Here is a 15,107-nt window from a genome sequence, read left to right on the forward strand (position 1 = left end):
TGCGCGACGCCAGCGGTGGCGAACCGGTCCCTTGTCAGGCGGTGGCCATCGCTGGCGTCGAGCAAGGTCGACTTCTACTGTCGCTGGACATGGGGTTGGGGACTCCGCAAAGGTGTACTGCCGGACCAGCCGGCAGCGCCGGGAGTCTGGACCCGGGCGACGGGCCGGTCAACCCACGCCGGCACGCGCGATTGGGCCGGGATTGCGCCTGGGCGCGCGCGCGCGTCGCATAATGGGCTGCGGCCGGCGGTCGCAGCGCCCTTCCCCCTGGTGTTCCCTGGCGACGATTCCATGAGCAGGTCTTTCCATGCATAGCGGCGCGCTCGAGCTGGCCCTGGTGCTGCTGCTGGCGGCGGTGATCGCCGTGCCGGTGTTCAAGAAGCTGGGGCTGGGCGCGGTGCTGGGCTACCTGGCCGCCGGCGTGGTGCTGGGCCCGGACGGGCTGGGCTTCGTGCAGGATGCCGACCGCATCCTCAGCGCCGCCGAGATCGGGGTGGTGATGCTGCTGTTCGTGATCGGGCTGGAGCTGTCGCCGGCCCGGCTGAAGGTGATGCGGCGTTCGGTGTTCGGCGCCGGGGCGCTGCAGGTGGCGCTGAGCGCGATCGTGCTGGGCAGCCTGCTGCTGCTCGACCACTTCCACTGGAAGAGCGCGCTGATCGTCGGTATCGCACTGGCACTGTCATCCACGGCGGTAGGCCTGCAGCTGCTGTCCGAACACAAGGCGATCAACAGCGACTACGGCCGGCTGGGCTTTGCCATCCTGCTGTTCCAGGACCTGATCGCCATTCCGCTGCTGGCGGCGATTCCGCTGCTGGGCGGGGCCAGGAACGAAACCCTGCAATGGGACGATGTGGCCATTGCGCTGGGCGCGCTGGCGGTAGTGATCCTGTGCGGGCGGCCGCTGCTGCGCCGGCTGTTCAACATCATCGCGCGCACGCGCAGCCCGGAGGTGTTCACCGCGATGGCGCTGCTGGTGGTGCTGGGCACCGCCTGGTTCATGCAGGAGGCCGGGCTCAGCCCCAGCCTGGGCGCGTTCCTGGCCGGGGTGTTGCTGTCCGATTCGGAGTTCCGCCACGAGCTGGAATCGCAGATCGAGCCGTTCAAGGGCCTGCTGCTGGGCCTGTTCTTCATCGCCGTGGGCATGGGCATCGACCTGGACCGGATCGTGGCCGAGCCGGCGATGATCGCCGCGGGCGTGGCGATCCTGCTGGTGGTGAAGTTCGGCCTGCTGTTCGGCATCGGCAAGCTGGCCCGGCTGAGGACCCGCCATGCGCTGCTGTTGGGCAGTGTGTTGTGGCTGGGCGGTGAGTTCGCCTTCGTGGTGTTCAACGAGGCGCAGCGCGCGCAGTTGCTGGGCAGCGCCAACCACGACCGGCTGGTGGCGATCGTCGGCCTGTCGATGGCGATCACCCCGCTGCTGATGATCGCGCTGCTGCGCCTGCTCGGCCGCGAGGACGCGCCCAAGGCCCAGGCCCGCCCCGCCGACAAGGTGGATACCGGGGGCGCGCAGCCACAGGTGATGATTGCCGGGATGGGCCGCTTCGGCCAGGTGGTGGCGCGCCTGCTGACCGCGCAGAAGATTCCGTTCGTGGCGCTGGAATCCAACCCGGACACGGTCTCGGACCTGCGCCGGTTCGGCAACCAGCTGTACTACGGCGACCCGACCCGCCCGGAGATGCTGCGCGCCGCCGGCGGCGAGCATATCCGCGTCTACGTGGTGACCCTGGACGACCCGGACGCCAACATGCGCGCCACCCGCCTGATCCGGCGCATGTATCCCGATGCGGTGCTGCTGGTGCGCGCGCGCAACCGCCAGCATGCGTGGCGGCTGATGGACATGTCGGCCGAGCCGTTCCGCGAGGTGTTCGGCACCAGCCTGGAACTGAGCGAGCGCATGCTGGTCGCCCTGGGCATGTCTGCGCAGACCGCGCGCAGCCATGTGCAGCGTTTCCGCGAGCATGACGAAAAACTGCTGCGCGACCAGTACCTGGTCTACGACGACGAAGCGGCGGTGATCCAGACCTCGCGCGATGCGCGCGCCGACCTGATGCATCTGTTCGAGGCCGATGCGGATGTCAAATCAGGCCCACCGGACTCGGCAGACCGCGACAGCTGAAAAACCCCACGTTCAATTGGGTAGCGTACCTAGCGCCTCGCGGGTAGCTCGCCGCTGTCTGAACCCGATCGGGTGGGTCAGGCTGCATGGGACCTGCAGCCACAGCGCGACATCCCATGTTCCAGAAAAAACTTACCCCGGCCGCGTGCCATTGGCAGAGACGGTACCGGGGTGTGCCGTGCCAGCTTATCGTTGCAATGGCGCCGTATCAAGGTGCCCATCATAGATTGTCAGAATGAACACGACCAAGGCCGAAAGGTTGGCTGAATGGTGTTCCGGCGAGCGCATGGGGCGCCATCTGGCGTGGGGCGGGCAATGCGGCGACCGTGCGTTCTCTCTCTACTCGATCAACCTGCAGCTATCCGAAAGCTTGTACGTCCCTTTGCACACCCTTGAGATCCTGCTTCGCAACCGTACCCACCAGGTGCTGGCCGCGACGCATGGGCCGTTCTGGTTCGACGCCGGCGCGGCGGTGCTGGGCATTTCGCGGCAGTATGAGCAGGTGAAGACCGCCACTGCGGATCTACGGCGCCAGGGAAGGACGATCACGCCGGGCGGCATCCTCTCGCACCTTACCTTCGGGTTCTGGACGATGATGTTCAACAAGGAGCACGAAGTGCTATGGCAACAGACGCTGCACCGGATTTCCGCGGCCTCTGGCGGGCGAGGACTTCGACGCAAGCAGTTTTCTGCGCCACTGGTACGCATCCGGCAGCTTCGCAACCGCATCGCCCACCACGAACCGATCCTGCACTGGCCCTTGCAGCAACACCATGCAGAGATGATGCAACTGATGGAGTGGATTGCACCGCAGGCTGCAAGATGGTGCCGCCAGCATGACCGTTTTCCACCACTTCTTGCCCAATGGGCAGGTCAGCTGCCGGGCAGTGCGGGTTAGCCGTTGTCGCGCAGGAACCTGGCCATCGAGGACACCCCCGGCACGCGCGGTTCGAACTCGCCGGCGACATCGATGAAGCCGCGCATCACCGCGATTTCGCGCGGGCTGCGGTTGAGCGCGTCGCGCACGTCCGGGTCGGCGCCGGCGCGCAGCAGGCGCTGCACCAGCAGCGGCAGGCCATGCAGGGCGGCCAGGTGCAGCGGGCCGAAACCGCGCGGGTCGCGCACTTCCAGCGAGACGTCTTCGTCGAGCAGCCGCTCGACCGCCGCCAGCACCACCTGCTCATCGCAGGCGGTACCCGGTTCGGCGCGGGCGCCCAGCAGCAGCAGCAGCGGGGTGACCGCCCCGGCGGCGGCCTGGTCCGGTTCGGCGCCGGCCAGCAGCAGGGTGTCGAGCAGGGCCAGCAGGCGCGCACGGTCGCGGGCACTGAAGCCGTACAGCGCCGCGCAATGCAGCGGCCCCAGTTGCTGCGCATCGCCGGCATGCACGTTGGCGCCGGCGGTGAGCAGGCGCGCGACGATGTCGGGCAGGCCCAACGCCGAGGCCAGCATCAGCACGGTGACGCCGCCGGGCAGGCGGTATTCCAGTTCGGCACCGGCATCGAGCAGGGCCGAGACGATGTCGATCTGGCGCATGCTGACCGCCGCCGACAACGGCGTGGCGCCACTGGCCGCGGCATGCTGCGGGTTGGCGCCGCGCACCAGCAGCAGGTCGACCACGGCCAGATGGCCGCCACCGGCCGCACGCAGCAGCGCGGTGCAGCCCTGGCCATCGACCACGTCCACGCCGAAACCCAGGTCGATCAGGCGCCTGACCGCGTCGGCATCGCCGGCCATCGCCGCGGCGGGCAGGTCGCCGTCGCGCAGCGCGCGGCGCGGCAGCGGCCACACCCGCCAGTCCAGCCAGTCGGCCAGGTCGCGGCGGCCGATCGACAGCGCCACGCCCAGCGGGGTCTGGCCGTCGGCGGCACGGGCTTCGGGCGAAGCGCCCTGCTGCACCAGCAGCTTGAGCGAGCCTTCACGGGCCAGCGCGGTGGCCAGGTGCAGGGCGGTCATGCCGTGGCTGTCGCGGGCTTCGCGGTCCACGCCCAGGCCCAGCAGGGCCTGCTGCAGGCGCAGCCAGCCCAGCCGCACCGCCAGCGACAGCGGCGGGTCGCCGGCCGGCGACGGCGCGAACGGGTCGGCACCGCGTTCCAGCAGTTCCAGGGCCAGCAGTTCCAGCCCTCGCGAGGCGTGGTCGTGCTGCGCGCAGGCACTGAGCAGGCGGGCCAGGCCACCGCGGCCGGCCGGGGACACGCCCCGGCGCAGCAGCACCTGCAGGGCCGGCACCGCATCGGTGCCGCGCGCCAGCAGTGCAAACATCGGGGTGTCGCCACAGGCATCGAGCACTTCGGCCGCGGCACCCTGCGCCAGCAGCCAGTCCACCGCCTGCGGGTCCAGCGCCAGTTCGGCGTCATGCAGCAGCCCGCCCAGTTCCTCGGCCGCGCACAACCGCGCCAGCGCGGCCATGCCGTCGACGTTGCCGAAGCCCAGGGCCTCGCGCAGCAGCTCCAGCGGCGGCCGGTCCGGCAGCGACGGCGTGGCCGGGTCGACATCGTTGCCGGCGACCAGCCCATCGCTGACTGCCGCCGGCAGCGGGTAGCTGCGGTCCAGCAGTGAGACGATCGCCCAGCGCCCGGCACTGGCGGCGATGTCGACCGCCCGACGGCCCTGCGGATCAGGCAGGTCGGCGGCGATGCCCAGGTCGAGCAGGCGGCGCACCAGCAGCGGCGACACGGTGTCGGCCATGCAGGCCAGCAGCACCGCGTTGCGCCCTTCGGCATCGACCGCGTTGAGTTCGGGCTGGTGCGGCAACAGGTGTTCGATCACCGCCGCACGGCCACCGCGGGCCGCTTCCAGCCACGGCGTGCGCGACAGCGCATCGCGGGCTTCCAGGTTGGCACCGGCGGCCAGCAGCACATCGATGATGTCCACATGCCCGGCCAGCGCGGCTTCGTGCAGGGCGCTGCGGCGCTGGCGGTCGCGCGCATCGGCGCGCGCCTTGTGCTTGAGCAGCAGCTGCACGCCGGCCGGATCGTCTTCTTCGGTACCGGCGGCGGCCAGCAGCACCGGGGTGCCGTCGGCCGGCTCGGTCTTGGCGCCGCGCTCCAGCAAGAACCGCGCCAGGCGCCAGTTGCCGACCTGGCAGGCCACCGCCAGCGGCGACCAGCCTTCCTGGTTGAGTGCGTCGACCTCGGCAGCAGCATCGCGCAGCAGCGCGGCCACGCCGGGATCGGAACTGCGCGCGGCATGGTGCAGGGGGGTGTTGCCCTCGCTGTCGACGGCGCGCGAATCGGCGCCGTTGGCCAGCAGGGTCATCACCGCTTCGGGGCGCCCGTGCCAGCTGTCGCGGGTGGCGGCCAGCAGCGGGGTCATGCCGCGGTGCGGCGCGTTGACATCCACCCCGCGCGCGATCAGCTCACGCAGCAGGCGCAGGTCGGGCAGCACCGCGGCCAGCACCGCCAGGCTGCGCTGGTCGCGCCAGGTCGGGTCGGGCGCGCCCTGCGGGTCGGCGCCGGCGGCCAGCAGCTGCAGGGCGCGGTCGACCCGGCCGCTGCGCGCGGCCTCGTACAGCGCCGGCAGGCGTTCGTGCTGGCCCAGCGGCTCCAGCGGTTGCGGGGGGTGTTCATGGCCGGCCAGGGCATCGGCCGGGCCGCCGCCCAGGTCCAGCGCGGACCGGGTGGCCAGCGGGTCGGCCGGCGTAATCGCCTGCAGCAGCAGATGGGCCAACGGCGACAGCACCACCACTGCGGCGGTCAGCGGCCAGCGCAGGCCATCGGCCACCAGCCCCGGCCACGCCGGCACCACCACCAGCGCGCACACCGCCACCACCAGCGCGGCCACGGCCAGGCCGCGCCAGGCGCTCAGGTCGCGCGTGGACAGCGCCTGCCAATGGCCGACCAGGTTGCCGTCGCTGCGCTCGACTTCATTCCACAACGGCCAGGTCCGCCACACCCCGAGCAGGGCGGCACTGACCGCCACGCTCAGCCCAAGCACGGCGGCCAGGCTGCCACTGTCGTGCAGCGCGCCCAGCGGCCAGGCCACCAGCGCGGCCAGCAGCAGCGGGCCGGCCAGCCACGGCGCCAGCAGGGCCGGCAGGTCCTGGCGGAGCAGGCGCGGCCACGGATGCACCGGGCGGCTGCGGCGCCACCACGACACGCCCAGCGCGAACGCCGGCTGGGCCAGGGCCACACCCAGTGCCGCGGGCACGCCACCGAGCGCCGCGGCCAGGGCCAGCAGCACGCCGGCGGCGAGCGCGATGGCCATGGCGCGGGTGCGCAGGGATTCAGTCATTGCGACGGGGAACCCGGACCGGCGCAACCGGTGGTGGCGGCATCTGCAGATGGAAACCGCGCCCGGCCAGGTTCGCGCGCACCTCCGCAGGGTCGGCCAGGGCAAGACGACGGTCGGGGGTCAGGGCGACTTCCAGGACGAATTCAAACGGCGCCAGCGTGGCCTTCAACGCATCGGGGATGGCGTTGAAGTCGTCGCGGGTGGCCAGATAGACGTACGTGTCCTGCTTGCGTTGGCTTTTATAGACGTAGGCTTGCATGCCCGGGGGGCTTTGCCATGATGATGATTGCGATGATTGTGTCGGAAACCACGCAAGGGGGAAAGCAGCCATCGTGATCCTGCGGCGGTTTGCCGGCGCCCGGCAGATTCAGGTTCATCAATGTCGCGACGGTGTTCAGCTATCGGGCCGGGCCGGCCGGGCGGTGATGGGCACGCCCGTGCACGGCCACCGCTCCGGCGGAGCGGTGGCCGCTGCGGCTTACTTGACCTTGGCGTAGGTGCCCTTCAGGGCCACGCCGGCCATCAGGGTGCCGGCATAGCACTCGTAGTTGGTGCTGCTCTTGAACTCGTTCTTCTTGTAATAGCTGACAATGTCCACCACCGCGTTGGCATTGCGCGACTTGGCGCCGTCCTGCAGCGCGCGCAGCGCCGACAGCGCGACCCAGCGGCAGGCTTCTTCGTCGCTCTTGTTGGCCGCGTTGGTCTTCTTGTTGGTCACATCCTCGCCCAGGCGCTGCTGGACGCTGACCTTTTCGCCGGCCAGGTAGAAACGCACGCTGCCGTCGATACCGGCATCGCGGGCGGCCTGGGAGTTGACCAGTTCGCGCAGCGACTGTTCGACACGGGTGTCACGGGCCTGGGCGGTGCTGGCGACGGCGAGCAGCGCGGTGGCGGCAATCAGGGCAAAACGACGCATTCAACTTTCTCCTTGTTGGTGGGGCGCGGGGTGTTGCGGGGAAGCCGGCCCGTTGCCCGGGCCGGGTACGTCAGTCGTGCCAGCGGCGGAAGATCAACGAGGTGTTGATGCCGCCGAAGGCGAAGTTGTTGCTCATGACGTATTCGGTCTGCAGGGCGCGGCCTTCGCCCTGGATATAGTCCAGCGCGCCGCAGCGCGGGTCGACCTGCTGCAGGTTCAGGGTCGGGGCGAACCAGCCTTCGCGCATCATCTCGATGGTCAGCCACGCCTCGAACGCACCGCAGGCACCGAGCATGTGGCCGACATAGCTTTTCAGCGAACTGATCGGCATGCCCGGACCGAACACCTGGGCGGTGGCCTGGGTTTCGGCGATGTCGCCGTGGTCGGTGGCGGTGCCATGGGCGTTGACGTAGCCGATCTGGTCGGCGCGCAGCCCGGCATCGTCCAGTGCCAGCCGCATCGCCTGGGCCATGGTGCCGGCGCTGGGCTGGGTGACGTGCTGGCCGTCGCTGTTGGTGCCGTAGCCGACCACCTCGGCCAGGATGGTGGCGCCGCGCGCCTGCGCATGTTCCAGCTCTTCCAGGATCAGGGTGCCGGCGCCCTCGCCGAGAACCAGGCCGTCGCGATGCGCGTCGAACGGGCTGGGCGTGGTCTGCGGCGCGTCGTTGCGCACGCTGGTGGCGAACAGGGTGTCGAACACCGCCGCGGCGGTGGCGTCGAGCTGTTCGGCGCCGCCGGTGACCATCACCAGCTGCTTGCCGCTGCGGATCGCCTCATAGCCGGCGCCCACGCCCTGGCTGCCCGAGGTACAGGCGCTGGAGGTCGTATAGACGCGGCCGGACAAGCCGAAGAACACCCCGATGTTGACCGGCGAGGTGTGGCTCATCATCTTCAGGTAGGTGGTGGCGCTGATGCCTTCGGTGGTGTGTTCATGCAGCATCCGGCCGAACTCGGCGGTGGCCTCGTGGCTGCCCGAGGACGAGCCGTAGGCCACCCCGGCCAGGCCGCTGCGCAGCACCGGGTGGCCGAGCAGGCCGGCCGCCTCCAGCGCCAGTTCGGTGGCGCGCACCGACATCACCGCCACCTTGCCCATGCTGCGGGTGGTCTTGCGGTTGTAGTGCGGCGGCAGCTCGTAGTCCTGCACCGGCGCGGCCAGGCGCGTGTTGAGGCCGTCGAACACCTCCCACTCGGGGATGTAGCGCACCGCGTTGACGCGCGCATGCAGGCGTTCGCGGATGCCGGCCCAATCATGCCCCAACGGGCTCAATGCAGCGGCGCCGGTAACCACGACGCGACGATCGGTACGGCTCATCAGACCATGCCTCCATTGACCGAAATCACCTGGCGGGTGATGTAGCCGGCCGACGCGGACAGCAGGAAGGAGACCGCATGGGCCACCTCCTCCGGCTGGCCCATGCGCCCGGCGGGAATGAGTTTCAACGCGTGGTCGAGCACTTCCTGGTTGACCATCTCGGTCTCGATCAGGCCCGGGGCCACGCAGTTGACGGTGATCGCGCGGCTGGCCAGCTCCAGTGCCAGCGCCTTGGTGGCGCCGATGATGCCGGCCTTGGCCGCGCTGTAGTTGGTCTGCCCGCGGTTGCCGACCAGCCCCGATACCGAGGACAGGGTGACGATGCGGCCGGGCTTGCGCCGGCGCACCATCGGCATCACCAGCGGGTGCAGCACGTTGTAGAAGCTGTCCAGGTTGGTGTGCACCACCGCGTCCCAGTCCTCGCCCGGCATCGCCGGGAAGGCGCCGTCGCGGGCGATGCCGGCATTGCAGACCACCCCGTAATAGGCGCCATGCGCTTCCACGTCGGCCTCCAGCGCGGTGCGCGCGGCGTCACGGTCGGCCACATCGAAGGCCAGTACCCGCGCCTGCCGGCCCAGCGCCTGGATGTCGGCGGCCACCGCCTGCGCTTCGTCGACGCGGCTGCGGCAATGCACCACCACGTCGAAACCGTCGCGCGCGATCCGCAGCGCCACCGCACGGCCGATGCCACGGCTGGCGCCGGTCACCAGCACGGTCAGATTTTCCGTCATACCTGTCCACTCTCCAGATAGGCCATCGCATCGCGCGGCTCGAACACCGATACGTTGGCAACCGCCAATTCATTGCCGTCCGCCGAAATCCGGCAGGCGAACATGCCCAGCCCATTTTCGCCCATCAGCTCGCATCGTGCCTCTACCCGCAGGCAACTGCCGGCGGCGAAGTGCGGCTGGTGGGCGGTGTAGCGGCGGGTGCCGAGCAGGAAGCCGATCGACGGCCCCTGCCCGGCTTGGCGCGCCTTGCAGCCGGCCCAGGCGGAAATGGCCTGGGCCATGTATTCCACCCCGACCCAGGCCGGCACCCCCTCCGGCGTGGTGAACAGGCCGTGCGCGGGCACGTCGACCTCGACCACGATGGACTCTTCCTGCCAGTCCAGCAGCCGGTCGATCAGGCGCATGCTGTCGCGGTGCGGCAGGATGGCATCGATATCCCAGGGCGGTTGCATGCTCAGCTCCGCGCCAGGGCCAGCACGGCATTGCTGCCGCCGAAGGCGAACGAATGGCTGAGCACGTGCTGCGGCGCGCGCGCGACCTGCGTGCCCGGCGCCACCAGGGCCAGTGCCGGCAACGCCGCATCGGCCTGGCCGTCCCACCAGTGGGTGGGCAGCTGCCGGCCAGGGTTGTCGGCCAGGACCATCCAGCACAGCGCGGCCTCGATCGCGCCGGAGGCGCCCAGGGTGTGGCCGGTCAGCGGCTTGGTCGAACTGGCCGGCACCGCGGTGCCCAGCACCGTGGCCACCGCGTGGCTTTCCATCGCATCGTTGTGCCCGGTGGCGGTGCCGTGCAGGTTGACGTAGTCGACCTGCGCCGCATCCAGCCCGGCACGCGCCAATGCCTGCCGCATGGCGTCGATCGCACCGCGCGCCTGCGGGTCCGGCGCGGACATGTGGTGCGCATCGGAGGACTCGCCCCAGCCGGACAGGCGCACCGGGCCGGGGTCGCAGGTCATCAGGAACAGCGCCGCGCCCTCGCCGATGTTGATGCCGTTGCGATTGGCCGAGAACGGATTGCAGCGCGCGGCCGACACCGACTCCAGTGCGCTGAAACCGGCCACGGTGAAGCGGCACAGCGAATCGGCGCCGCCGGCGACGACCGCATCGACCAGCCCGGCACGCAGCAGCCGGGCGGCCGACATCAACGCCTTGGCGCTGGACGAACAGGCGGTGGAGATCGTCCAGGCCGGGCCGCTGCTGCCGATGCGCTCGCGCACGAAGCGCGCCGACGTGCCCATCTCCTGTTGTGCGTAGTGGAAGTCGGCCGGCCACTGGCCGCCCTGGTGGTGCTGGCGCAGCGCGTTCTCCGATTCGCCGATGCCCGAGGTACTGGTACCGATGATCACCGCCACCCGGTCGGCGCCAAAGCGCGCGATCGCCGCGTCCACGGCCGGGCGGATCTGCTGCAGGGCCGCTTCCAGCAAGGCGTTGTTGCGCCCGCGCAGCGCCACCGGCAGCGCCGACAGGTCCGGCAACGCGCCGCCCACTTCGCCCAGCGCCAAGGTGCGCCCGGCGATCAGCCGGTCGTTGTCGCGCAGCCCGCCGGGCTGGGCCGCGAACAGGCCCTCGCGCACCTGGCTGCGGTCGGCACCCAGCGCGCAGACCACGCCCAGCTCGTTCAGATAGATCGCGCGATCGCTCACGGTTGTGCCTGTCCCATGTCCAACGATTCAATCACCAGTTCATAGCCTTCGGCCAGGTTGCGCAGGCGCACCCGGCCGTCGGGCAGCGGCTCCAGCAGCAGCCAGGCCTTGCCGCCCTGCTCCAGCCGGCGCGTGGCCCCGGACTCGGCCAGGCTCCAGCCGGGCGGCAGCGCGGCGCGGATCGACGCGGCCGGCCACAGCGCGAACTGCAGGTCGTCCAGCACGCGCTCGCCGCGCACCTGCGGCGGCAGCCACGGTGCGCGGGTCTGTTCCAGCGTGGTGCCGTCCCAGACCATGCGCACGCCGGTCTGGCCCATGGCCTGCACCGCCAGCCGCACCTGGCTGCCGTCGGCTTCCAACAGCGCATCCAGCTCGCGTTCGTGGCTGCCGAAACGGAACTGCAGGCGCTGCTGCAGCTGCAACGGCTGCGGCAGTGCCGCCGGCGGCAGCTGCAGGGTCGGCAGCTGCACCAGCGGCGCGGGCAGGCGGGCGCCGGCGCAGGCGGCCAGCAGCACGCACAGCAGCAGGGCGGCGATCAGGCGCTGCACAGTTCCTCCAGCACCCGCAGGCGGCGGCCGCTGTCATCGGCCACGTACGGGTTGTGGGTATCCCAGGCGTATCCGGCCAGGATCGAGGAGATCATGCGGCGCACGTCCGGCTGCGCGTCGGGGTGGTAGATGATCTTCTGGAAGCCACCGGCGTACCAGGCCTCGACGAAGCGGCGGAAGGTCTTGACCCCGGCGCGCAGCGGAATGGAGAACTCCCGCTCCCAGTCCACCGCCTCACCGGCGTACTCGCGGGCGATGCACTGGCTGGCCAGCTGCGCGGACTTGAACGCGATGGTGACCCCGGAGGAAAACACCGGGTCGAGGAACTCGCCGGCGTTGCCGAGCAGCGCATAACCTTCGCCCCACAGCGAAGATACGTTGGCCGAATAGCCGGTGATGGTACGCACCGGCAGCACGGCCCATTCGGCGTTGGCCAGCAGGCGGGTCAGGTTGGGGTCTTCGCCGACGATGGCGCGCAGCTTGTCTTCGTCGCTGCCGGGGTACTTCTCGAAGAAGCTGGGCTCGGCGACCACGCCCAGCGAGCAGCAACCGTTGGAGAACGGAATCGTCCAGTACCACACGTCCACATGCTCGGGATGGGTGGTGATCAGGATCTTGTTGCGGTCAAAGCCGGCGTCGGCCGGGATGTGGTCGCGCACGTGGCAGAAGATCGCCCCGCGCACCGGGAAGTTCGATGGCGATTCCAGCTTCAGCAGGCGCGGCAACAGGCGCGCGAAGCCGCTGGCGTCGAGGATGAAACCGGCCTCGATGGTGTACTCGCTGCCGTCGGGGCGGCGCACCTGTACCCGCGCCGGACGGCCCGGCTGCACCGACAACACCTCATCGCCGAAGCGCAGCGTGGTGCCCATGCGCTCGGCACCGCGGGCCAGCACGTTGTCGAAGTCGGCGCGCTGCACTTGGTAGGTGGTGCCCCAGCCGGGCGAGAACTTGTCGCGGAAGTCGAACTCGGTGGTCGCCTCGCCACGCACGAAGGCCGCGCCGTTCTTGTACTGGAAGCCGGCCTGCACCACATCCTGCAGCAGCCCGGCCGCCTCGATGTACTCCATGCTCTGCGGCAGCAGGCTCTCGCCGATGGAGAAGCGCGGGAACTGCTGGCGCTCCAGCATCAGCACCTGGCGGCCCTGCTGGCGCAACATCGCCGCGGCGACCGATCCGGCCGGGCCGGCGCCGATGATCAGGATCTCTGTGGTTTCCACGGTCGTGCTCATCGATGCATCCTTGATCTTGAAAGTGAGGGAAACAAGCCGGCGCCGCGCTCAGTGCGGGGCGTCGTGCGGCGGTGGCCGGAACAGCGGCGAAATCAGCCAGACCAGGCCGATCCCGAACAACAAGGTGAGGCCGAAGGCGCGCAGCGCCGGGGTCGCTGACAGGCCGAGCAGGCCGAACGATAGCCAGGTGCTGGCCGCGCCCACGCACACCGCCAGCCAGGCACTGGCATCGCCGCGGTGCTCGACCAGGAAGATGCCGTAGTCGATGCCCATGCCCAGCAGCAGCATCAGCGCCAGTATGTTGAACAGCTGCAGCGGCTGGCCGAACAGGCCAAGCAGGGCCAGGGTCAGCGCGCCGGCCGCCAGGGTCGGGGCGAACACCCGCCAGGCCTGGGCGCGGTAGCGCCAGTACAGCACCGCGAACACCAGCACCACGCCGACCAGCAGCAGCACGCTCATGAGCTTGCGGTAATGCTTGAGCAGCTTGGAGAAATCGGCGGTGCGGTCGACCCAGCGTACGCCGTCGATGCCCTTGGCCTGGGCCTCGAGCAGGCTCAGTGCATCGGCGCGCGACAGGTCATCGACCATCACCACCGAGGCCAGGCCCTGGCCCACCGTGCCCAGCCACAGGTGGCGGAACGGCAGCGCCGCCGGCGAGGCCAGGAAGGCCTCGGCCTGCAGGTCATGCGCGGCATAGTCCGGGCGCTGCAGCGGCTCGCCGACCGCCTCGCCCACCTTGCCCAGCACCTGCGGCTCGACCTTGGCAGTCAGTGCGGCATCAGCGCGCTGGCGCTGCTGCGATGGCAGCCAGTCGCTGATCGCGCGGTAACCGCCGATCTGCTTGTTGGCCGAGAGCATGCGCAGCCGCGCGATCAAGGCCTCTTCGCGCTGCAGGACCTGCTCGGCATCGTCGCCCTGCACCAGGTAGAACTGCGCCGGGCTGGGCATGCCCAGCATCTGGCTGATGCGGATCTGCTGGTCGATCAATGCCTTGGGCGAGGACTGCAGGCTGCGCAGGTCATCGTTGCTGCCGAGGCGGGCGATGCCGACCGCCGAGAACACCGCCACCACGCCCAGGAACAGCGCGGTGCGGCGGCCGTGCAGGCGCGGCCAGCGTTCCAGGGTGGCGCCGAGCCAGCGCGAGAAGCGGGTGTTGCGGATCTCCCCGCCGTCCAGCCACGGGAACCAGAAGATCACGGTCAGGAACGCGGCGGCCAGGCCGACCACCGAGAACAGCGCCATCTGGCGCAACCCCGGGAACGGCGCCAGGCACAGCGCCAGGTAGGCCAGAGCGCTGGTCAACAGCGCCAGCCACAGGCCCGGCAGCAGGTGTTTCAACAGGCGCCAACGGCGGTCGGCCGGCTCGGCCTGGCGCGAGGCGAACCAGTGGATGCCGTAGTCCTCGGCCACGCCGACCAGCGAGGCGCCAAATACCAGCGTGAGGACATGCACCTTGCCGAACACCAGCACCGTCACCGCCAATGCCACGCCACAGCCGATCAACAGCGAGGCGGCCACCAGCAGGATCGGGCGCAGCGAACGGAACGCCAGCCACACCAGCAGCAACACCGCAGCCAGCGAGCCCCAACCGATCGTATTGATCTCGCGGTTGGCCTGCACGGCGGCGGCCTCGGCATGCAGCGGTACGCCGGCGCGCAGCACTTCCAGCCCCGGCGCCTGCTTGCCCGCGGCGGCGGCCGCCTGGTCCAGCAACAGGTCGATATGGCGCTCGCCATCGAGCTGGAACGCCGAGCCGACCGTGTCGTACTGCACGATCGACCAATGCTTGCCATCGGCTTCGAGCAGGCCGTCATCGCCCATCTGCAACCCCGAGCCCAACGCGCGCTCCTGCCACCACTGCGGCCACAGCGACAGCGGATCCTGGCGCCATTCGGTCAGGCGCGGGGCGCCCATCGGGCCGTACAGCGCCGCCAGCGCCGATTCGGCCAGGGCATCGGTGGGTTCGTCCTGCAACCGCTGGCGCTGGGCAGCGGTGAGCAGGCGGTCGCGGTACGGCGCGTAGAACGCGCGCGCCTGCTCGAACCAGCCCTCGATCGAACCGCTTTCCTGCAACAGCGCCTTGCCCTGCGGGGTATGCAGCGCCGTGCGGAACGCCGCTTCGGCGGCCTTGGTCCGCGCCGCATCGGTACTGCCCAGCAGCACCACGATCTGGCGCGCATTGGCATCGGCGATGCGCCGGGTGACATCGGACAGCAGGCGGTCGTGCGCGTCCTGCGGCAACAGCGCGAGGATGTCGGTATCGATCCGCGACTGGCTCTTCCACAGCTGCCACTGCTGCACGCCCAGGCCAAGCAGCACCAGCAGCCACAGGATGGCCAACCAGCGCCAGATGCGCTGCAGGCGGCCGTTGGCGTTCACCAGG

11 protein-coding genes and 2 pseudogenes are annotated in these 15,107 nt (G+C 70.2%); 2 read left to right on the forward strand and 11 right to left on the reverse strand.

From position 1 onward, the window contains the following. Positions 1–307: 307 nt before the first annotated feature. Together IC535_RS10185 and IC535_RS10190 are read left to right on the forward strand one after the other, a co-directional pair. On the forward strand, positions 308–2,116 hold the full coding sequence (locus IC535_RS10185; protein WP_228886140.1) for a monovalent cation:proton antiporter-2 (CPA2) family protein: 1,809 nt from the start codon (positions 308–310) through the stop codon (positions 2,114–2,116). Positions 2,117–2,351: 235 nt separating this feature from the next. Then, positions 2,352–3,014 carry an Abi family protein gene (locus IC535_RS10190; RefSeq protein ID WP_228886141.1) on the forward strand — a complete coding sequence of 221 codons (663 nt, stop codon included), beginning with the start codon at positions 2,352–2,354 and terminating at the stop codon, positions 3,012–3,014. On the opposite strand, the pseudogene IC535_RS10195 reads toward IC535_RS10190, so the two are convergent. From IC535_RS10195 to IC535_RS10240, 11 genes and pseudogenes are all read right to left on the reverse strand, one after another. Next, positions 3,011–5,671, reverse strand: a pseudogene (locus tag IC535_RS10195) (ankyrin repeat domain-containing protein); the annotation flags it as partial. The gene IC535_RS10190 and the pseudogene IC535_RS10195 sit on opposite strands and share 4 nt — an antisense overlap. 90 nt (positions 5,672–5,761) lie before the next feature. Next, positions 5,762–6,346: pseudogene (locus tag IC535_RS18855) on the reverse strand (ankyrin repeat domain-containing protein); the annotation flags it as partial. Further along, a complete protein-coding gene (locus tag IC535_RS10200) occupies positions 6,339–6,605 on the reverse strand; it encodes a YcgL domain-containing protein (RefSeq protein WP_228886143.1) in 267 nt (88 codons plus the stop codon). The pseudogene IC535_RS18855 and the gene IC535_RS10200, both read right to left, overlap by 8 nt. 219 nt (positions 6,606–6,824) lie before the next feature. Then, a complete protein-coding gene (locus IC535_RS10205) occupies positions 6,825–7,262 on the reverse strand; it encodes an excinuclease ATPase subunit (protein ID WP_228886144.1) in 438 nt (145 codons plus the stop codon). Between the two features lie 70 nt (positions 7,263–7,332). Continuing rightward, the gene (locus tag IC535_RS10210) at positions 7,333–8,574 is read right to left on the reverse strand and encodes a beta-ketoacyl-ACP synthase (RefSeq protein ID WP_228886145.1); all 1,242 of its coding nucleotides are present in this window, start codon (positions 8,572–8,574) and stop codon (positions 7,333–7,335) included. Then, positions 8,574–9,305, reverse strand: a complete 732-nt coding sequence (fabG, locus tag IC535_RS10215) for a 3-oxoacyl-ACP reductase FabG (RefSeq protein WP_228886146.1) — start codon at positions 9,303–9,305, stop codon at positions 8,574–8,576. The genes IC535_RS10210 and fabG overlap by 1 nt, the downstream gene beginning before the upstream one ends. After that, entirely contained in the window at positions 9,302–9,757 is a 456-nt protein-coding gene (locus IC535_RS10220) for a hotdog family protein (RefSeq protein ID WP_228886147.1), read from the reverse strand. Before IC535_RS10220 ends, fabG begins: the two co-directional genes overlap by 4 nt. 2 nt (positions 9,758–9,759) lie before the next feature. Then, positions 9,760–10,947 (reverse strand): beta-ketoacyl-[acyl-carrier-protein] synthase family protein, encoded by a 1,188-nt coding sequence (locus IC535_RS10225; RefSeq protein WP_228886148.1) that lies wholly within the window; start codon positions 10,945–10,947, stop codon positions 9,760–9,762. Beyond that, complete coding sequence (locus IC535_RS10230) at positions 10,944–11,495, reverse strand: DUF3261 domain-containing protein (RefSeq protein ID WP_228886149.1); 552 nt, start codon at positions 11,493–11,495, stop codon at positions 10,944–10,946. Before IC535_RS10230 ends, IC535_RS10225 begins: the two co-directional genes overlap by 4 nt. After that, positions 11,483–12,724, reverse strand: a complete 1,242-nt coding sequence (locus IC535_RS10235; protein WP_228886150.1) for an NAD(P)/FAD-dependent oxidoreductase — start codon at positions 12,722–12,724, stop codon at positions 11,483–11,485. Before IC535_RS10235 ends, IC535_RS10230 begins: the two co-directional genes overlap by 13 nt. Before the next feature lie 48 nt (positions 12,725–12,772). Then, on the reverse strand, positions 12,773–15,103 hold the full coding sequence (locus IC535_RS10240; protein WP_429000379.1) for an MMPL family transporter: 2,331 nt from the start codon (positions 15,101–15,103) through the stop codon (positions 12,773–12,775). Positions 15,104–15,107: the final 4 nt, after the last annotated feature.

The organism is Stenotrophomonas rhizophila, from assembly GCF_020857975.1.
Classification (GTDB): domain Bacteria; phylum Pseudomonadota; class Gammaproteobacteria; order Xanthomonadales; family Xanthomonadaceae; genus Stenotrophomonas; species Stenotrophomonas rhizophila_C.

Coding starts and splice junctions, on each gene's coding strand:
- IC535_RS10205 (WP_228886144.1), bottom strand. CDS start 7,262: ATGCGTCGTTTTGCCCTGATTGCCGCCACCGCGCTGCTCGCCGTCGCC.
- IC535_RS10235 (WP_228886150.1), bottom strand. CDS start 12,724: ATGAGCACGACCGTGGAAACCACAGAGATCCTGATCATCGGCGCCGGC.
- IC535_RS10200 (WP_228886143.1), bottom strand. CDS start 6,605: ATGCAAGCCTACGTCTATAAAAGCCAACGCAAGCAGGACACGTACGTC.
- IC535_RS10190 (WP_228886141.1), top strand. CDS start 2,352: ATGAACACGACCAAGGCCGAAAGGTTGGCTGAATGGTGTTCCGGCGAG.
- IC535_RS10185 (WP_228886140.1), top strand. CDS start 308: ATGCATAGCGGCGCGCTCGAGCTGGCCCTGGTGCTGCTGCTGGCGGCG.
- IC535_RS10220 (WP_228886147.1), bottom strand. CDS start 9,757: ATGCAACCGCCCTGGGATATCGATGCCATCCTGCCGCACCGCGACAGC.
- fabG (WP_228886146.1), bottom strand. CDS start 9,305: ATGACGGAAAATCTGACCGTGCTGGTGACCGGCGCCAGCCGTGGCATC.
- IC535_RS10210 (WP_228886145.1), bottom strand. CDS start 8,574: ATGAGCCGTACCGATCGTCGCGTCGTGGTTACCGGCGCCGCTGCATTG.